Origin of the sequence: Bradyrhizobium sp. (assembly GCF_019242285.1) — a bacterium.
GTDB lineage: Bacteria > Pseudomonadota > Alphaproteobacteria > Rhizobiales > Xanthobacteraceae > Bradyrhizobium.
In genome coordinates this window covers 15,801-33,274 of sequence record NZ_JAFAVV010000504.1, presented here as the reverse complement: position 1 = coordinate 33,274, position 17,474 = coordinate 15,801, and the positions used below count along the sequence as shown (strand labels likewise).

Annotated in this window: 17 protein-coding genes, 1 tRNA gene and 1 pseudogene; 3 read left to right on the top strand and 16 right to left on the bottom strand. The window is 65.1% G+C overall.

Annotated features, from left to right (window positions below; all coding sequences use genetic code 11):
- The 5 genes from metG to JOY90_RS19950 form a co-directional block, all read right to left on the bottom strand.
- Nucleotides 1-1,918: methionine--tRNA ligase (gene metG, locus JOY90_RS19970; protein WP_291692827.1), on the bottom strand; the 1,918-nt coding region annotated here is incomplete at its 3' end.
- Nucleotides 1,919-1,973: 55 nt separating this feature from the next.
- A complete protein-coding gene (locus JOY90_RS19965) occupies nucleotides 1,974-3,014 on the bottom strand; it encodes a DNA polymerase III subunit delta' (protein WP_291692826.1) in 1,041 nt (346 codons plus the stop codon).
- Nucleotides 3,011-3,703: a dTMP kinase gene (gene tmk / locus JOY90_RS19960; RefSeq protein WP_291692825.1), complete on the bottom strand. Its 693-nt coding sequence runs from the start codon at nucleotides 3,701-3,703 to the stop codon at nucleotides 3,011-3,013. The genes JOY90_RS19965 and tmk overlap by 4 nt, the downstream gene beginning before the upstream one ends.
- Before the next feature lie 2 nt (nucleotides 3,704-3,705).
- A complete protein-coding gene (locus tag JOY90_RS19955) occupies nucleotides 3,706-4,893 on the bottom strand; it encodes a D-alanyl-D-alanine carboxypeptidase family protein (protein ID WP_291692829.1) in 1,188 nt (395 codons plus the stop codon).
- A 324-nt stretch (nucleotides 4,894-5,217) separates the two neighbouring features.
- A complete protein-coding gene (locus JOY90_RS19950) occupies nucleotides 5,218-6,108 on the bottom strand; it encodes a septal ring lytic transglycosylase RlpA family protein (protein WP_291692824.1) in 891 nt (296 codons plus the stop codon).
- A 258-nt stretch (nucleotides 6,109-6,366) separates the two neighbouring features.
- Between JOY90_RS19950 and JOY90_RS19945 the strand changes: the two genes are divergently transcribed.
- Nucleotides 6,367-6,552 (top strand): hypothetical protein, encoded by a 186-nt coding sequence (locus tag JOY90_RS19945; RefSeq protein ID WP_291692823.1) that lies wholly within the window; start codon nucleotides 6,367-6,369, stop codon nucleotides 6,550-6,552.
- Nucleotides 6,553-7,244: 692 nt separating this feature from the next.
- Here the strand turns inward: JOY90_RS19945 and JOY90_RS19940 are convergent.
- Nucleotides 7,245-7,622 carry a hypothetical protein gene (locus tag JOY90_RS19940; RefSeq protein ID WP_291692822.1) on the bottom strand — a complete coding sequence of 126 codons (378 nt, stop codon included), beginning with the start codon at nucleotides 7,620-7,622 and terminating at the stop codon, nucleotides 7,245-7,247.
- Nucleotides 7,623-7,769: 147 nt separating this feature from the next.
- Here JOY90_RS19940 and JOY90_RS19935 point away from each other — a divergent pair, with 147 nt between their 5' ends.
- Complete coding sequence (locus JOY90_RS19935; protein ID WP_291692821.1) at nucleotides 7,770-7,952, top strand: hypothetical protein; 183 nt, start codon at nucleotides 7,770-7,772, stop codon at nucleotides 7,950-7,952.
- A gap of 698 nt (nucleotides 7,953-8,650) precedes the next feature.
- Nucleotides 8,651-8,740, top strand: a tRNA-Ser gene (locus tag JOY90_RS19930).
- Nucleotides 8,741-8,768: 28 nt separating this feature from the next.
- On the opposite strand, the pseudogene JOY90_RS19925 reads toward JOY90_RS19930, so the two are convergent.
- The 10 genes and pseudogenes from JOY90_RS19925 to JOY90_RS19880 form a co-directional block, all read right to left on the bottom strand.
- Nucleotides 8,769-9,581: pseudogene (locus tag JOY90_RS19925) on the bottom strand (DUF2182 domain-containing protein); the annotation flags it as partial.
- 49 nt (nucleotides 9,582-9,630) lie between these two features.
- Nucleotides 9,631-10,263, bottom strand: coding sequence for a DUF1326 domain-containing protein (locus tag JOY90_RS19920; protein WP_291692820.1), 633 nt, complete (start codon nucleotides 10,261-10,263; stop codon nucleotides 9,631-9,633).
- Nucleotides 10,264-10,440: 177 nt separating this feature from the next.
- Nucleotides 10,441-12,354, bottom strand: coding sequence for an alkaline phosphatase family protein (locus JOY90_RS19915; RefSeq protein WP_291692819.1), 1,914 nt, complete (start codon nucleotides 12,352-12,354; stop codon nucleotides 10,441-10,443).
- A 282-nt stretch (nucleotides 12,355-12,636) separates the two neighbouring features.
- Nucleotides 12,637-13,311, bottom strand: a complete 675-nt coding sequence (locus JOY90_RS19910) for a general secretion pathway protein GspN (RefSeq protein ID WP_291692818.1) — start codon at nucleotides 13,309-13,311, stop codon at nucleotides 12,637-12,639.
- 23 nt (nucleotides 13,312-13,334) lie between these two features.
- The gene (gene gspM, locus JOY90_RS19905; protein ID WP_291692817.1) at nucleotides 13,335-13,892 is read right to left on the bottom strand and encodes a type II secretion system protein GspM; all 558 of its coding nucleotides are present in this window, start codon (nucleotides 13,890-13,892) and stop codon (nucleotides 13,335-13,337) included.
- Nucleotides 13,889-14,995 carry a PilN domain-containing protein gene (locus JOY90_RS19900; protein ID WP_291692816.1) on the bottom strand — a complete coding sequence of 369 codons (1,107 nt, stop codon included), beginning with the start codon at nucleotides 14,993-14,995 and terminating at the stop codon, nucleotides 13,889-13,891. The genes gspM and JOY90_RS19900 overlap by 4 nt, the downstream gene beginning before the upstream one ends.
- Nucleotides 14,950-15,837 (bottom strand): general secretion pathway protein GspK, encoded by an 888-nt coding sequence (locus tag JOY90_RS19895; RefSeq protein WP_291692815.1) that lies wholly within the window; start codon nucleotides 15,835-15,837, stop codon nucleotides 14,950-14,952. The genes JOY90_RS19900 and JOY90_RS19895 overlap by 46 nt, the downstream gene beginning before the upstream one ends.
- A gap of 26 nt (nucleotides 15,838-15,863) precedes the next feature.
- Nucleotides 15,864-16,607 carry a prepilin-type N-terminal cleavage/methylation domain-containing protein gene (locus JOY90_RS19890; protein WP_291692814.1) on the bottom strand — a complete coding sequence of 248 codons (744 nt, stop codon included), beginning with the start codon at nucleotides 16,605-16,607 and terminating at the stop codon, nucleotides 15,864-15,866.
- Nucleotides 16,604-17,020: a type II secretion system protein J gene (locus tag JOY90_RS19885; protein WP_291692813.1), complete on the bottom strand. Its 417-nt coding sequence runs from the start codon at nucleotides 17,018-17,020 to the stop codon at nucleotides 16,604-16,606. Before JOY90_RS19885 ends, JOY90_RS19890 begins: the two co-directional genes overlap by 4 nt.
- Nucleotides 16,992-17,456, bottom strand: a complete 465-nt coding sequence (locus JOY90_RS19880) for a type II secretion system protein (protein WP_291692812.1) — start codon at nucleotides 17,454-17,456, stop codon at nucleotides 16,992-16,994. The genes JOY90_RS19885 and JOY90_RS19880 overlap by 29 nt, the downstream gene beginning before the upstream one ends.
- Nucleotides 17,457-17,474: the final 18 nt, after the last annotated feature.

The following is a 17,474-nucleotide window of genomic DNA, read 5'->3' as shown; positions in this document are numbered from 1 at the left end:
GGCTGTCGAGCAGCTTTCCCGACGCAACGGGCATCACCGGCTGGGTCAGGATCGCGACCTGGCGCACCACCTCGGCGGTAACGTAAAGCACTGTGCCGGGCGCAATGCGGCTCTCGCCGCCCAGCGCCGAAAACATGCGTCCCTCGCCTTGCGGGATGCCGAGGCTGTCGAGCAGCCTTGCGGATGCTACCGGCATCACCGGCTGGGTCAGGATCGCGATCTGCCGCACCACCTCGGCCGTCACGTACAGCACGGTGTGCTGGCGCGCCGGATCGGTCTTGGCCAGCGCCCAGGGCGCCTCGCCCGCGAAATAGCGGTTGGCCTCCGCCACCACCGACCATACGGCGTTGAGCCACTGATGGATCTGCTGGGTCGCCATCGCGTGGCGCGCGACGCCAATCATGGCATCGGCCTCCGCGAGGATCGCCTTGTCATTGGTCGAAAGCTCGCCCGGTGTCGGCAGCACGCCGCCGAGCTGCTTTGCGATCATCGACAGTGAGCGCTGCGCGAGGTTGCCGAGATCGTTGGCGAGATCGGCATTGATGCGCGCGACGATAGCCTCGTGGTTGTAGTTGCCGTCCTGCCCGAACGGCACCTCGCGCAGGAAGAAATAGCGGAGCTGATCGACGCCATACTGGTCGGCGAGATTGAAGGGGTCGACGACATTGCCGACCGATTTCGACATCTTCTCCCCGCGGTTGAACAGGAAGCCGTGGGCGTAGACCCGTTTCGGCACGGGAATGCCGGCCGACATCAGGAACGCCGGCCAGTACACCGCGTGGAAGCGGATGATGTCCTTGCCGATGATATGCACGTCGGCCGGCCAGTAGTGCCAGTTCTCGTCGCTCTCGTCGGGATAGCCGACGCCCGTGATGTAGTTGGTGAGGGCGTCGACCCAGACATACATCACGTGCTCGGGATCGTCGGGCACCTTGACGCCCCAGTCGAAGGTGGTGCGGGAGATCGAGAGATCCCGCAAGCCGCCCTTGACGAAGCTCACGACCTCATTGCGGCGTGAATCCGGCCCGATGAAATCGGGCTCGCGCTCATAGAGCTTCAGCAACCTGTCCTGATAGGCCGACAGCCGGAAGAAATAGCTCTTCTCCTCGACCCACTCGACCGGCGTGCCCTGCGGGCCGCGACGGACATTGTCGTCGCCGAGCGTGGTCTCCTCCTCGGCGTAGTAGGCCTCGTCGCGCACCGAATACCAGCCGGCATAGCTGTCGATATAGATGTCGCCGTTCTCCTGCATGCGCTGCCAGACCGACTGCGTCGAGCGATGATGCTGCTCCTCGGTGGTGCGGATGAAGCGGTCGAAGGAGATATTCAACCGCTGATCCATCTCCTTGAAGCGCGCGGCGTTACGGGTGGCGAGCTCGGCCGGCGTCAATCCTTCGCTCGCCGCGGTCTGGATCATCTTCAGGCCATGCTCGTCGGTGCCGGTCAGGAAGAACACGTCCTTGCCGTCGAGCCGCTGGAAGCGCGCCAGCGCGTCGGTCGCGATCGCCTCATAGGCGTGGCCGATATGCGGATTGCCATTGGGATAGGCGATCGCGGTGGTGATGTAATAGGCGTTGCTCGGCCGCTCGGCCGGCAGCGGCGCGTCCGGCGCTGCGGCGGCAGCCTTGCGAGGCTTTGGCGCACGCTTCGGCCTGGTGGGCAGCGCGATCACGGTCGCGGTCGGACGCGGCGGCTTGGCGGCGGTCACCTGTTTCGACGCTTTCTTCGTCGCCTGCTTAGCCGGCGCTTTCTTGGCTGCTTTCTTGGCGACGGCCTTCTTGGTCGTCGCCCGAGTCCTCGATGCCTGTTTCTTCGCCTTCCCGGCTTTGGCGCGCGCAGCCTTGGCCGCCTTGGCCTTCTTGTTGGCCGGCTGCTTCGTGGCCTTCTTCTTCACGGTCTTCTTCGTGCGCGTCGCCACTTTGCAAATTCCCTTGATGGCTCAAATGCGATGTCGAGGCCGAGCCGGAAAGCGCCTAGCGCATGGCTTCCGCGAGCATCCCGAACACCGAGAAAACCAGAGGTTTTCGTTCAAGATTGTAGTCCTGGGTGTCGCGCGTGGCGCGGGCGACCTTTTCCCATACCTCCGCCAGCCGCGCAAGCCGGGGCAGGTTCGCGTTGGCGTCACCGGCGTGCAGCCGTTCGGACATCCAGCGCTCGACGCTGTCGGCAAAAGCGGCGAGCGCGACCCGGTCGCTCAGCGGCAGCGAATCACCGAGCGCATGCAATTCGCGCGGATCGACATTGGGAAGGATCGAAAGCAGCGCCGCCGTGCGCTGCTGCAGCTTCAGCGCCTCCCCGCCCATCAGGGTCAGCGCCTGGGCGACACTGCCTTCCGCCGCCGCTGCGGCCTCGCACAGTGCCGGATCATCCGGCGCGATCGACGCGGCCTGGCTTGCGGCACGAATCACGTCCGCCGTAGCGAGCGGGCGCAGCGGCAGTTTGCGGCAGCGCGACTGGATGGTCGCGAGCACGCGCGCCGGCGCGTGGCTGATCAGGAGGAACAGCGACTGCTGCGGCGGCTCCTCGAGAATCTTGAGCAGCGCATTGGCTGCGTTCGGATTGAGCTCATCGACGGTATCGACGATGCAGACCCGCCATCCCTCCACCGCCGCGGTCGAGCCGAAAAAGCCGATGGTCTCGCGCGTCTCGTCGACGGTGATCACCGTGCGCAGCACGCCCTTGTCGTTGGCGGTGCGCTCCAGCGCCAGCAGGCCGCCGTGAGCGCCGTTGGCAACGAGGCGCGCGGCGGGCTCGTTCGGATCGACCTCGAGCGTCCCGGCGCGCGCGATTTCGGCGGCGTTCGAATCGCGATGGGCCAGCACGAAGCGCGCCATGCGATAGGCCAAGGTCGCCTTGCCGATGCCTCGCGGTCCGCCGATCAGCCAGGCGTGCGGAATCCGTCCGCTGCGATAGGCGTTGAGCAGCGCTGCCTCCGCCTCCACGTGCCCGAACAGCACGGACGTCTCGCGCGGATGCGGGACGCTGGTCTCGGCTTCGACCTTGCGGGCGCTCACGCCGGACTCGCCGCACTGGCTGTGGACGCCGCAGAGAAGCGCCTGCGCAAGGCGTCCCAGACCCTGGCGGCGACCGCGTCGGCGTCGGCGCTGGCGTCGATCAGCACGCAGCGTCCAGGCTCGGCGACGGCGATCTCGCGATAGGCTTCGCGCAGCTCCTCGTGGAACCGGACATCCTCGGACTCGAAACGGTCTGCCGTCGCGTTGCCGCGACGGGCGGCCGCACGCCGCAAGCCGACCTCGACGGGAACGTCGAGGATGAGGGTGAGATCCGGTTTGAGATCGCCGATCGTCACCCGTTCCATGGCATTGAGCACGGCCGGTTCGACCCGGCCGAGCCGACCCTGATAGACCCGGGTGGAATCGGCGAAGCGATCGCACAGCACCCAGGTGCCCTGCGCGAGTGCCGGCTGGATCACGGTCCGGACATGGTCGTCGCGCGCCGCGGCAAAGAGCAGCGTCTCCGCATCGGGTCCGAGCAGCTTGCCCATGCCCGACAGCACGAGATGCCGGACGATCTCGGCCCCCGGTGATCCCCCTGGCTCGCGGGTGATCAGGGTTCGCACGTTCGCTGCATTAAGACGGCTCGACAGCTTCTTGATCTGGGTCGATTTTCCAGCTCCCTCCCCGCCTTCGAAAGAGATGAAGCGGCCGCGTCCCTGGGCCCGCTGAACCGTCCCCTCAGGCATGGCTAGAGCTTCTCGATGCCGGCGCGGAACACGCCCACGACGAGTTCCTGGGCACCATCGATCGCCCGCCGCATGGTCGAGCCGGTGCCGACGGGGTCGGCCGCGAACACCGGGGTCTCCACCGCGACATTGCCGCCGCGCCAGACCCGCACGAGGCCGATCCTCTGACCCGCCTCGACCGGCGCGCGCACCGGACCGCTGTAGACAATGCGGGCGATCAGCTTGTCATTGCCGTTCTTCTGCACCATCACATTGACCGGCACCTGGGTTGTGAGCCGCACCGAGCGGCTCTCGCCGCCGAACACCCGGGCATAGCCCAGCGGCTGCCCTGCCGGGAAAAGGGTTTTGGTCTCGAAATTGCGATATCCCCATTCGAGCATCTTCTTGGCTTCGGTGGCGCGATCTTCCGGATCCTCCAGCCCGTTGACGACAACGATCAGCCGCGTGCCGTTCTGCACGGCCGAGCCGACCATGCCGTAGCCGCCCTCCTTGGTGTAACCGGTCTTCAATCCGTCGGCGCCTTCCAGCGAGTTGAGCAACGGATTGCGGTTCTGCTGGCGGATCTTGTTCCAGGTGAACTCCTTCTCGCCGAACAATTTGTAGAACTCGGGATAGTCCAGGATGATGTGGCGGGCGAGCATCGCAAGCTCGCGCACGGTCATCTTGTTGCCGGGATCGGGCAAGCCATTGGAATTGGCGAAGGTCGATTTGGTCATGCCGAGTTCGCGGGCGCGTTTGGTCATGAAGTCGGAGGCGAAGACGTGCTCGTTGCCGGCCATGCCCTCGGCGAGCGCGATGCAGGAATCATTGCCGCTCTGGATGATGGCGCCGTGCAGGAGATCATCCACCGACACCTTGCTGTTCAACGCGGCAAACATGGTCGAGCCACCGGCGGGCGCCCCGCCCCGGCGCCAGGCATTCTCGCTGATCCGGTATTCGTCGGTGAGCTTGACGTCCCCCTGCTTGACGGCATGGAACACCACCTCCGCCGTCATCAGCTTCATCATGCTCGAGGGCGCACGCATCTCGTCGGCGTTCTTCTCGAACAGCACGCTGCCGTTGGTCGCTTCCACCAGGATGGCGGTCGGCGCATCGCCGTCGAATCCGCCCTCCTCCTTCGGGGCCCCCTGCACGCTGTGGTTGGCGGCGTGGATGATGCCGCCCCAGGCGAGCGCCCCGACGACGAGCATCCCCGCCACGCCGCGCAGCAGGTTCCCGGCCTTGACCGGAAGCTGCCGAAACCGAAAAGTCGTGAATCTCATTGGCGATTTGCCCTAGCGCGGGGCGTTCTAACAGCTGGCCCCAACGCGAACAACACGTCCCTGTGGGTGCGCCCAGCATTTGCCGGCGCCGATCAGACCTCGCAAATGCGGCGGAAGCGCGCAAAGCCCTCCCAACGTACCGTCAAATGCGACGACGGCACGGCGACCGAACATCAGACCTGCAGCGGTCCGCTCATCGCGATGCGCACAAAACCCAGTCACCGATAAGGTCGCGGGCCGGCTTCTCTCGTCTCAGTACAGACCGCGCCCGCTCAGGATCTCGCTCGGACCACGCGGGTCGGCCGGCGCATAGGCCTCGGCCGAATAGCGGTCATCATTGTCGACGGAGACAGCACGCCGATTATTCAACAGGCGGCCCGCAGAGCGCGCACGGCTGGCGGAGGAGATTTCCGAGGTCGCGTTGATCGACGACTGGTCGGCAACCGTGTTGCCCAGGGTGTAGGGCCGTTCCTGCGGCATCGGGATGTCGCCGCGAGCCGGCCGGCCGACGCTCTCGGGCACGAACGGGCGGACCGACGCCACGCGGACCAGCGAAGGCGCCGGCGCCGGCGCGCCGGTGCGCAAGGTGGCGACGAGCTGGCGGTCGTCGGATCCTTCCAGCGGCGCGGAGCCGACATATTCGACCCGGACCTTGGCGACTCCATTGCTCTGGAAATCGAGCAGCTCGGCCGCCTTGTGCGAGACGTCGATCAGGCGGTTGCCGTGGTACGGCCCCCGGTCATTGACGCGAACGATCAGCGATTTGCCATTGGTGAGATTGGTGACCCGCGCGTAGCAGGGCATCGGCAGGGTTGGATGCGCCGCGCTGAGCGAATCCATGTCGAAGACTTCGCCATTGGCGGTCAGCCGGCCGTGGAAGTCGTCGCCATACCAGGACGCCAGGCCCTCGGCGCGATAGTTGACGTCCTCTTCCGGCACATACATCCGGCCGCCGACCACATAGGGCTTGCCGATGCGATAGGTGCCCCCGCCCTTCGGCACGGGATCGCCGAGCGCCACGACACGAGGGCTCGAGGAGACGCCGTATTTGGGATCGACGCGGCTGGCGAACTTGCCCGACGAGGCGCAATTGGCAAGGGTCAGGCAAAGCGCCGCAGTGGCACCGCCGCGCGTCACCCGCACGATATGATCTAGGCCTCGAATCCCCATTCGCCCCAAATACCATTTCCGCCGGTCACATCCCATGAGTGTGTGCCGGTCAATCCCATCGGTGCGACCCACCATCCGCACCGAACCGGGAGGATACCGCAACCGGAACACGGCGGAAATGGGGAGAGATCGATCGTGGTGAACAGGGGGTTTCGACGCCCGTTAAATTACGGACGAAAGGGGGCTGCCGAAGGGCGAAATTGACACATCTGTTGCGCGGAAGCCTCGGTCGTGTCCGATAGTGACTACAACTTCCGAAATCCTTTTGACTGTTCGGGCCTGCTCGTCGTTTTGTTTTTCACACGGGACACGCAAAGGATGCTTGCGATGATCGAGACGGTTACTGCACTGATGGGCTTGGCTGGCGCTGCCATTTTCTTGGCCCATGCGTTCGAAGGCGTGCTCTCCCGGTTCTGAGAGCCACGCACACCTTTTCAAAAATCGCTCGTTCCGAAAATTTTAATCAGTTGGGACGAGTTTCGGAAACGGAGGTGTATCATGGCTGATCATGACCTTGTTTCCGGCGGCTTCCTTGCTCTGACGGTGGCGGGACTGGTGCTGCTCTGCTCGAGCCTGTTGGCTTTTGCATTTGCCTGAGGCGGATCGACACTTACACGGTCGATCGTGAGCCTTCCGTAAAATGGCCTTTAAATCTCCGTGATCCGAACCGAGCGAAGGCGGCGGTAAGGCCGGCTTGTTTGCCCACGCAGTGGTGGCGGCGAAACGCTTGACAAGCCCGCAACACAGCCGCTCTCGTAGATGTGATTGAATGTCCGGCGCCGGCGCCGGACCAAACAGGAAAAGCCACGCTTCGAAAGGCGACGCCGATGCTTGCCGAGAAGTTTTTCCTGTACCTGGAAACATTGCTGAGGAGCCGCGCCTACCCGGACGGCGGCCCTCGTGTGGTCAGCACATCCCCGCATGTTCCCGCAAAGCTTCCCGACGCCAAGCGAGATTGAGCGCCCGCTTAGTTAGCCCTCCGATCGCCCTCCCCGGCGCCGATTTCGGCGCTGCGCCGACACTGCATCTCCTTGATCTTCCTGCCGCTCGGCCGGCCGGCGGCTCCCCGACGCTGCGGGCCTGCCTCGCCTCAAAGGGGGCAGGACCGATCAGTTCAAATGGACGATGATCAGTCCGGTTACATCGCTCATCTTGAGGCGGCCGATGTTGTCGACGAAATTGATGTCGAGCGGGACGGCAGCTGTTTCGATCCTCGCGACGCGCGGATGATCGCGATACTCTCCAATGTAGTCGCGGATCCACCGATCGCTCAGGAACGATGACCGCCAAGCCCGCATGTTTTGAAGATCGGCGGGACTCCACGCGTTGAATTCAAGGTGCACGATGGCGCGCTTCGTCAGCGACAGCGCCGCATCCTTTGCCTTGGCGAAAATTTCATCCTCACAATGCATTGCCGCTGCCGATGTGAAGACGACGTCGATCTCCGAGAGATCGTGCAAGGCTGCAAGCCGACTCGTGCCCGCCATCGAGCCATGAATCAGGATCGCATCGGCCGGAACGACATTGGGACGGTGGTAGCCGCCATTGATTCGATTCTTTGAGTGCGTGCCGGCTTAACCACGGAACCAGTCGATCCAACGCGCATTGATCGTGCAGCTATGGAGTCCGGCTGAATGACCAGTGTCGTCGATCCCGACATCGTTGCCAAATACTTCAAGGATGACCGGTGGTGGATGCCGCGAAAGCAGCCCGAGACCGAGACGGAGCGCAATGGGCGGGAGTCCAGGGAGCGCGCGACTGAGCGGGAACGGACGCATTCCAAAGGCCTTTTTTTGCGCGAGCACCTGGACGCGTAAACCGCGCCCGCCGCTTTCAGCCGGCAAGCCCTTGGCTCGGCCGCCTCGATCTGTTGCCGGGCGCCGAGCAGTCCAGCGCGCTCTTTTTGAGCGGACGATTCACCTGGTTTAGTGCGGAGATCACCGACGAGGGCTTTGATTGCTGAGCCTGGAAGCTTCCCCGAGACGAGCTCAGCCTTTCAGGTCAAAGCAGCGGTCCCAGACACTTGGGACCGCTGCTCCCGTCTTGACCGGCTCGTAGGCTTCAATCGACAGATCATGGAAAAGCCTTGGATGCCGAAAGATCGATTGGAGTGGTCTTTCACCATAGCAGCTGGGCTCGGCTTCGCATTGCTCCTAATAGCAATCGTTTTGACGCTGCAGTACTCAGGGCTCTAAAAGTTGCGATCGATCTGGTGACCAGGCGGTGTAAGTCCATTCGCACAAGTCCATTCGCCACCGCAAGCATGTTCGATGGATCACCGGCCAGGGTTCACCCCAGGGTCGTACAGGAGCGGCTCGGGCATTCCTCGATCGCGATCACGACGACATCTACAGCCACCTGATCCCGAACATGCAGAGCGAGGCCGCCGCGGCGGTTGACGATGCCATGCGGACCGCCATAAACAGGCGTCCGGACGACGTTGGGTAGCAAAGCGGTAGCAATAGTCTGGAAACGTTCTCTGCGGACTGCCAAAAGCCTGGCGACTTCAAGCGTTGGAAGGGTGGCCGAGTGGTTTAAGGCACCGGTCTTGAAAACCGGCGTGCCCGCAAGGGCACCGTGGGTTCGAATCCCACCCCTTCCGCCAACATGCTGGATTCGGCAGCCCGCGCCGGCGCCGAAAACATCAGCCAGACCCCCGCGGCGATACAGGCCACCCCGGCGGCCCGTGCGAGCCACCGTCCCCATGGCGTGAGCTTCTCCAGCAGCACCAGCAGTGCCAGCAGCGCGATCCAGAGCACGTTCATCACGCCGACCACGAACAGGAGCGCCATCAGGACCCAGCAGCAGCCGACGCAATAGGCGCCGTGGCGCAACCCCAGCCCGAGGCATCCCGGCACATCGCTGCGAAAGCCGCCGTGGCGCATCAGGAATCCGAGCGGCGTCTGGCACTGGGCGAGGCAAATGTCCTTGAGCGGCGTCCACTGGTAGACGCCCGCAGCGATCAGCACGACGGCGCCGAGCGTGTCGCTGGCGCTCGTCATGCGGGGATCGAGCAGCGCCTCGCGCTCCATCACCCATTGGATCAGCGTCGCCAGCAGCGAAAGGCCGGTCCAGGCCAGGAAGTAGCCGGCGGCGAACCAGCCGGTCGCGGCGAACGGCTTGCCCGCGATCCTTCCCTGCCGCCCGACGCGGGCGTACATGAGGAGCATGGGCGTGGCCGAGGGCGCCATCATTCCGACCATCATCACCGCCCACATCAGGAACACATAGACGAACTCGATCGCGCGCCACGGCTCGTTCGCCGGCAGCATGATTCCAATCCCGGCCGGGATCATGCGGTACCCGGTCATGTCCATGCCGCCCATGTCCATGTCGCTGGCAAGCCAGAGCACATAGGCCCAGGCAAGCGCGACAATGATCCCGATCGCGCCACCAACGACCCAGCGATCGCGCCGCAGCACGGTTTCCAGGGTGCCGTCGGTCATCTGCGAGGCGTGTGGCGGGCGTTATCGGCAGGCCGTATCCGGAGCTGAATCACGCCTGGTTCGACCATTTGATCGGCGCATAGAGGCCGTTCTTGCCGGAATTATCCCAGCGCATGCCGTGATCGTTGTAGGTGTTGCCGGCGGCGCCGACGGCCATCACCATCCTGTCGGGGCTGACCGGATGGCCGATGTTCGCCCACATCTCTCCGCTGGGATGCATGGTCGGCAGCGGAGCGACGGACATGTGCAGAATGCCCGAAATTTCCGCGGAGCGCGTCTTGCCATCGATCCGGAAGGTGATCGGGACCTTCTTCACCCCCAGATTCGTGCTGATCAGCGGCGTGAACGCGGCCATGGGGCCGCCGGCGGCGCCGGTGAAGATCGCCCCCAGGGCCTCGGTCTGGCTGTCGTCGGCGCGCTCATCGACATAGGCGGCCACCGACCAGTTGCCTTCTGCCATCACCCCCGGTGCGTGGAGCATCACCGCCACGTTGAGGTCGTCGAGCGCGACGTCGCCATAGCGGCCGTTGTCGATGTGGAACAGCAGCGGCACGTTGCAGAAGCCGTCGGTCGGTTGCGCGGTCAGAGGCGCGGCTGCCGATACGAGGCACGGACATACGATGCTGCAGCTGCAATTCTCGAAATAGTCACCGGAAAGGTGCCATTGGACCTGATCCGCCATCGCTCCCTCCTGCTGGTCCGAAACCGACCGGTTGCTCTTGGATGAGCCTCATGCGCGGATGGTACACTGTCCGGCAAAGTGTCGGAAGCCGATTTCCCGCGGCCATTTTCGCAAATGAAAGGGGCCGGCAGTGCGTCTGCCGGCCCGCCGTCTCAAATTGCTGGAAGCGCGACGCCTCTACCTGGAATCGCCGTCGTGGTCGCGGTCCCGGTCGAAGTCGAACAGATCGAACAGGTCGCCGATTGCCGGCATATTGACGGGAACATAGGCGTCGTCGTCATTCGTGCGCGGGTTCGGCAGGTTGTCGCGGCTGCGTGGGGTGAGCTTGCCGAGATGCCAGTTGCGCTCGACGAACTTCACGAACGACGAATGCTCGCCATAGACGTGGCTGATATGGCCGCCGCGGGAGAACGGCGACACCGCGATCATGGGGATTCGAGGCCCGGTGCCGAAGAAGTCGACCGGCTGGATGAAGCCTGAATCGTAGTAGCCGCCCCCCTCGTCGACGGTGACGAAGATGGCCGTGCTCTCCCACTGCTCCCTGTTGCCCTGCGCGAGCTCGATGATGTTCTTGGCGAACGCCTCGAACAGATCGAACTTCGAGGACGCGGGGTGGCCGTCCATGGTGCCGTCCGGCTTGACGTAGGACACCGCCGGCAGCGTTCCGTTCTTCAGGTCGTTGAAGAGGTCGGTGACGTCGCGCATGTGGTCCGCGCGCATCGCCGGATAGTTCAGTTGATATTCGAACGGATTGCAGATGTTGCAGTAGAGGCCGTCGAGCGGTGCGCCGGTCCCCGAAACAGTGTAGCCGCCGCCGTAATACTTCCACGGAATGTTCTTCGCGCTCAGGAGATCGCCGATGCTGGTCATGGTGACCGGGGGAATCGAGCCGGCACCGCTCGGCGTGCCCTGCGGTGTCCAGGCCGGGTCGATGTTCACCGCGTTGTAATAGTGCCCCGCATCGCACCTGGACTGCGCCTTGTAGGGCAGCTTGCCGAGGTAATCCAGGATCGGCTTGACGCCCGGCTGCGCGGGATCAGAGCAGTTGAACCACTGCTTGCGCGCCGTGTAGAGGTTCAACGTGTTCGGCTGCGGATCGGGATTGTAGACCGTGCTCGCGGCCGGGGTCGCCGCATTGCCCTTGCCGTCACCGAAGAACACCTGGTCGGCGAAGCCGAGCGGCACGCTGTCCGGACCGGTGCCGCCCATGACCGGCTGGTGATAGTTGTCGCTCATGGTGTAGTTGTCGGCGAGGAACTTGAAATAGGGAACGTCGCCCTTCTGCATGTTGAAGAACGCCATCGTCTGGCCGGTGTCGTGCGGCGTGCCGCCCGGCGCGGTCGAATAGGTGGTGGTGATGGCCGACTGCAGGTCGTGCAGGCAGCCGGTCGGATTGCCGCGCGAGACATGCTCGCTGTCGATCGCGCAATCCATCTGCTGATACATCTGGAAGAACTGGTGGATGGTGTCGCCGGTGTAGGCGTCATAGGGCATGGTGGGGCCGGTCATCAGGAATGGTCCCGGCGGCAAGGTGTTCACATTGGTGATGCGGATATCCGGACCGACCTTGTTCGGCAGACCGGTGCCGCCGGTGCCGTACAGGAACTGGTCGGCCGCCGGCAGGCCCGGATCGCCGCCCGGAAGCGTCAGGATCGCAGCCGCTGGCGGATTCTGCACGCCTGCCAGATCAGGCGCAGGCAACGTCGTGTAGAGCGCCTTGCTGGCTTTGCCGACACTGATGAAGAATTTGCCACCGTTGGGCGCCGAGGTGATCTGAAACTGGTGGCCCTTGTCGAAATTCTCGTTCGGCGAGCCGTCGCTCTTGACGATGCGCTCCGAAAGCAGGTTCAGCACCCGTTCGTTGCGGGATTTCGGCTGGTAGGTCGCAAACAGATGGTCGAAGCTGCGATTTTCCCCGACGATGATGACGACGTGCTTGATCGGCGACGCCGTCCTGATCTGCTCGACCGGGTTTCGTCCATCGTGATCACGTCCGTCGTCCGCGCGAACCGTTTGCGACATGGCAAGGGCCGCGACTGAAGTGCCGAGCAGCAATCGGCCAAGCTTGTGCGCAAGCACTGGTTTCAACATGACTCTCTCCCGTTGGAAACAATTGGAGGTAGTAGAAGCGCACGTAGTTGTAGGTGGGATGGATGACGTCAGTTCTCTCATTGCGTAACGGTTCGAAAACAACCGCGAGGCAACATCGGGGCACGACGATCGAGAGTGGTGATTTTGCGGATCACTCCTCGTCATCCACCGATTTTTCCGGTCCACCGGCCGTCGCTGACGAGAGCAAGCGCCCTGCCCCAGGGTTCAGTCCTGGAGGCCTTTCTCGCGCTGGCCGCGACGCCAATTCGCGGCGTGGCCGTATCAGCGCTGGCGGCTGCGTGGTTGCGGAGGCTCTGGCGGTCCCCCACTCGCCTCCGCAGCCCGCGCGCCGACCGCTTCGATCTGCGGGCGCGCCGGCTCCGCGGCAGCCGAGCCGGGCGGCGGCAAGGTCAGGATGACCGTCTGCTGATCCCGCACCAGCGTCACTTCGCCGGCCTGGACCGAACGCAGCTTCCAGCCTTGATAATCCTCACCGATCTTGAGCCGCAACGGGGTCTTGCTCGCTGGATCGACAAAGATCCCGTAGCTCTCATCCTGACCCAGAATGGTGCCGGTCAACGCGATGGGCGGGGGCTCGGTCCGCGCCGGCTTCGGCGCCGCCGAAGGTGTCGTCACCGCCGGCACAGATGCCGTCACGGGAGGCGGCGGTGGGCGCCGCGACGCCGAAAAGATCGGCCGGTCGCGGGTGTTCGACAAGGTCGCAAGCGGAATCGCCCACAGCGGATTTTCACTTCGTGTCTGTTCGGATGCGACCGGCGTCGGCTCCGGCGGCCGGACTTCCACAACGGTCGCGGGCGTCGCCGGCTGGTCCCAGATCGCGGAAACGGACGGGCTCTCCGGCCGTCGCGCGGCATCCGTGTCGACCGCGGACGAGTCGGTCGGCAGGGCGAACGTCGATCCCGGAATGCCGAGCAGCACCAGCAACGCCGGTGCCATTTTCCAGTTCCTCCCGTGTCCGGTCATTTCGCCCCCTGCCATTGTCCGGATACGGTCAGCAGGACGCGAAGCTTGCCCTGGCCGCTCGCCGCAACGTCGGCAGGCGCCTGCGCCACGACCTGGTCGACGAACAGGAACGGCATGCCGGCCTCGAGATCGTAGAGCAGGCGTTGCAGGCCCCCTTGATCGACGTCGCAGCTTGCGATGATGCTGAGGAAGCCGGACTTGGATTGCGTGCCCTGCAGGTCGACCTGGGACGACAGCACGGTGCCGCCGAGTCGGGTGACGGCCGCCGTCACCCGCTGCAGCAGGACCGCGCCTGCCACCGTCACCGTTGCGCCTTCCAGGAATGGCGAGCCGGTCGGTCCGCTGGCCACCGCCTGACTGCCGGCGGAAGCCGGCCTCCTGCCCTCGAGCTGCTCGAGCATGGCGGCTGAGGCCGCAACATCCGTCCGCTGGCCGAGGACGACGATCAACGCGTCGACGGCGAAGAACAGCAGCAGGCCGAGGATGCCAAGATAGACCGCCGCCGCGGGCAGCGGCGTCGTCGCGAGTCTCCTCATGATGGCGAGCTGGTTCATGATCCCGATCCGAAATAGGCCGTGACGTGCGCCTCGATGTGGAACCGCTCACCCGGGTCGCTCGGGTCGCGCGTGGTCGGCGCGAAGAAGGTTGCCCGGGTGAATTGCGGCGACTGCTCCAGGAGCTTGATCAGTGAAGGCGCATCCTGAGTGAGGCCGACAACCTGCATCTTGTCGCCTTCGACGCGCAGCTCGGTGACGTAGGTCGTGTCGGGCAGCACGCGCGAGATCGCCTCGAGCACCATGACGCTCGACGGCGAGCTCTGCTTGCGCCTGGCGAGCAGAGCGCGGGCCGATCCACTGCCCTGGTCGATGCGGAGCGCGGCGCGCCGCTGCGCGATGCGATGTTGCAGGTCCTGCTGCTCGGCATCGAGCATGCTGCCGGCATAGGTCGAGATCAGGAGCGACGCGGCTGCTGCGAGCGACGCGCCGAGCAGGGTCAGGCGCAACAGCCGTGACAGGTCCACCCCGCCTCCATGCGCAAGCTCGCGCTCGAACACGCAAACCGGTTCGGCATCCGCAGGCACCTCGACCAATCCCGCGACCGACGCTGCCCCGAGCCTGGTGGCAAGCGTCACCAGCGGCTGAATTCTCTGCTTCGAGGTCGCGGCCACCGTCAGTGCGATGCGATCGTTGGCGATCGCGACCGGCTGCGTCATGCCGAACTCCGCCTCGCTCGCCGTCCAGGGCGTCAAGCGGTCGATCTGGGCGCGGACCATGCCGCCGAGAAAGTCGGCCGCCTGCTTCGGGAAGTCGATCTCACGGAACAGGAGCTGCTCCGGCCGCATTCGAATGTCGACGCGGCTGCCGCGAAGCGCGGCTCGCCAGCGGGCGTCAAGCATCGGATCGTGGCCGGTCTCTCCGAGGCGTAATGGCTGCGCCGGCAATTTCGCGCCTCCATCGGCCGGGTCGAAGCGCACTGTGAACCAATCATCGTCGCCCATCACGAGGACGACGCGCCGTTGCGGCATGATGCGCAAGATGGCGGCCTTGACCACGGCGGCAACCGCGGCAATCCAGGCGTCGAACAGGCGTTTCAGCTCCATTTGCATGCGCTTCACCGCTCCCCTGCCGCCCGGCGCTGCGGGAGATGGTCCTGCCATGACAGCACCCGATAGGGCTCGTCCTTGCCGTCCAGGCCGATCACGACCTCCGAAGTGTTTTGCCGCCCATCCGGAACGCGGATCTGGATCGAAAGACGATAGGCCTTGCTCTTCTGTGCCATGGCGCTGGCGCCTGCGGGACCGAGCGCAGTCGCTAGCGCTGCGGCGTCGTTCCCGAGCGAGGCGCGGCCATTGAGGAACTGGCGGAGCACGAGCGGCGTCATGCCCGGCAGCGCCGCGATCACTTCGGCCGGCGCGTTGATCACATCGACGCCGGACTCGCCGCTGAACACGGTGACGAACGGCAGTGCCCGCTCCACCAGCGCCGGCGGAGGACCGAGCACGAGGGCGAGCTCGTTGACATGGGCGAATGGCCCCTGTCGTGGCGAATAGGCGCGGCCGGCCGCGCGATAGAGGGCATCCTCGTTTCCGGCGCTTTCCGGCGTCGGCTTGGTCCGCCAGGCGATGATGCGGTCGGCAAATTCGCTCGCATCATCGCCACGTGCGCCCAGGACCGACATCAGGCCGGCCAGCAGCTCCTTTGGCGCAGCGTTGAGATCGATCCGCGCCGCTTCGGACAGATAGCCGACTGATATATCCGCGCCGTTCAGACGGGTATGAAATGAACCTCGGGCCGGCCGCGCCTCATCGCCGGAAAGCTGCAACTGATAGGCGGCGAGCTCGACACCGGCGGACGCCAAGGCCTCGACCTGCAACGCCGTGTCATTGAGGCCGAGCGTCCTTGCCGAATTCGAGAGGTACAACGCAAAGATCATCGCCAGCGAGGCGAGCGCCGCGACCAGCCACAGCACGGCGACGATGATGAAACCGCGCTCGGGCATGGCGTTTCGGCGGGTCGGTCCCGGCATCATGGATTGCCCTGCCTGGGTGCGAGACCGGCGGTGCTGCCGTCGGCCATGGCTGCTTCGTCCGCGCTGTCCTTGGAAGTTCCGTCGGATTTGCCGGCGCTCGCCGGCGCGTTGACGTGAACCGGCGTCACTGTCGACACCGAGAGCACGCGCCGGCTCCGAGTGTCATGGACCGTGACCATGATCAGCGTCGGCAGCCGGTTGCGATCGTGCCAATCATCGCGGAAGACCCGGTCCGGCCCGGCATAGGCGAAGGACAGGCCGAGCGGTGGGCGCAGCAGCACGACCGGATCGACGGCACGCACCTGCTCGAACGAGACGCCGGCCGGCACCGGGGCGAATGACGCCCGCGAGCGCACCGTGAGCAGGCGGCCTTGATCATTGCTCTCGCCGATCCGCACCACGTCGAGGCCGACGCCGGCATTGGGCCCCATCGCCGTGCGTACGAAGGTGATCGACCGCGCCGTGCCCTCGAACAGCGGCTTTCTCCGCTCCGCGCCGGCCGGCACGAACTCGGCGGCGGCGAGATCGGCCGCGATCCGCTGCATCGAGATGCCGATCAGCTCGCTGAGCTGAATGCGATCGACGCCGCGATTCCAGCTCGGCAGCCATTGCGCGGTGATGGTCGCAAGGGCCGACAGCACGAGCCCGGTCAGCGCCAGCGCCAGCAACGCCTCGATCAGCGAGAAGCCGCGTTCGCCGCTGCGGCCTGGGCGTTGCCGGCTAGGGGGCGGTCTGCTCATGACCGACCTGGTCCGTGGACGAGGCGAACGGTTTCCAGATCGACGGCCGCACCGGAAGGCGAGCGGACGCGGATCTTGACGAGTTCGGGAATCCAGGCGGCATCGGTGTCGGCCGCCGCCCAACCGCCGCCGACGGGACCGACATCGATCTGCCAGCGGTAACCACGGAGCTGCCCGGATCGCACCCCCGGCGTCAGCTCGTTGCGCTCTGGGATCGCGGTTGCGAGCACGGTCTGGGCAGCCTGCATGAGCGCGACATGGCTCTCCAGCGTGCGCACGCCGCGGGCATTGGTCGACATCACCGAGCCGATGGCCAGCACCGAGACGGCGACGATCGCGAGCGCGATCAGCACCTCCAGGATCGTAAAGCCGGCGTCGCGCCGGTCAGTTGGCGGCTGCAGAACGGGGAACAACCTCAATCCTTCCAGTCAGCCAGTTCACGCGGATTTCGTAGGACGCATCGAGCCGGGTCAGGGCAATGGTGCCGCCGCAGGACATGCCGTCGGCGAAGAACCTGATGGTCGACAGCGCCGCGCGCTGCCGGCACGTCTGCGGCAGCAGTGCGTCGAAACGTACGTCGCCCGGGATGCGAAGCGTTTCGCCGGTCACGGCCGAGCGGATCGCGCGGGACGGCGCATCCACCAACGTCGCGACATCGGACTGACGCCTGATCGCGGCGTTGCGGTCGGCTTTCAGTAGCGATGCGGCCTCGAGCGCATAGGCTTGCAGGCGCGGCCGCGAGGTGTGGAGCGGCGCCAAGGGCAGCAGCACCGCCGCCAGCATGGCGACGATCGCCATCACACAGACCATCTCCAGCAAGGTGAAGCCGCGCTCGGACGCCCGGTTCATTCGACCTCATTCGTTCTC

Coding starts and splice junctions, on each gene's coding strand:
- tmk (WP_291692825.1), bottom strand. CDS start 3,703: ATGCCTGAGGGGACGGTTCAGCGGGCCCAGGGACGCGGCCGCTTCATC.
- JOY90_RS19955 (WP_291692829.1), bottom strand. CDS start 4,893: ATGCTCGTCGTCGGGGCGCTCGCCTGGGGCGGCATCATCCACGCCGCC.
- JOY90_RS19940 (WP_291692822.1), bottom strand. CDS start 7,622: ATGGCGGGCACGAGTCGGCTTGCAGCCTTGCACGATCTCTCGGAGATC.
- JOY90_RS19935 (WP_291692821.1), top strand. CDS start 7,770: ATGACCAGTGTCGTCGATCCCGACATCGTTGCCAAATACTTCAAGGAT.
- JOY90_RS19920 (WP_291692820.1), bottom strand. CDS start 10,263: ATGGCGGATCAGGTCCAATGGCACCTTTCCGGTGACTATTTCGAGAAT.
- JOY90_RS19915 (WP_291692819.1), bottom strand. CDS start 12,354: ATGTTGAAACCAGTGCTTGCGCACAAGCTTGGCCGATTGCTGCTCGGC.
- JOY90_RS19910 (WP_291692818.1), bottom strand. CDS start 13,311: ATGGCACCGGCGTTGCTGGTGCTGCTCGGCATTCCGGGATCGACGTTC.
- gspM (WP_291692817.1), bottom strand. CDS start 13,892: ATGAACCAGCTCGCCATCATGAGGAGACTCGCGACGACGCCGCTGCCC.
- JOY90_RS19900 (WP_291692816.1), bottom strand. CDS start 14,995: ATGGCAGGACCATCTCCCGCAGCGCCGGGCGGCAGGGGAGCGGTGAAG.
- JOY90_RS19895 (WP_291692815.1), bottom strand. CDS start 15,837: ATGCCCGAGCGCGGTTTCATCATCGTCGCCGTGCTGTGGCTGGTCGCG.
- JOY90_RS19890 (WP_291692814.1), bottom strand. CDS start 16,607: ATGAGCAGACCGCCCCCTAGCCGGCAACGCCCAGGCCGCAGCGGCGAA.
- JOY90_RS19880 (WP_291692812.1), bottom strand. CDS start 17,456: ATGAACCGGGCGTCCGAGCGCGGCTTCACCTTGCTGGAGATGGTCTGT.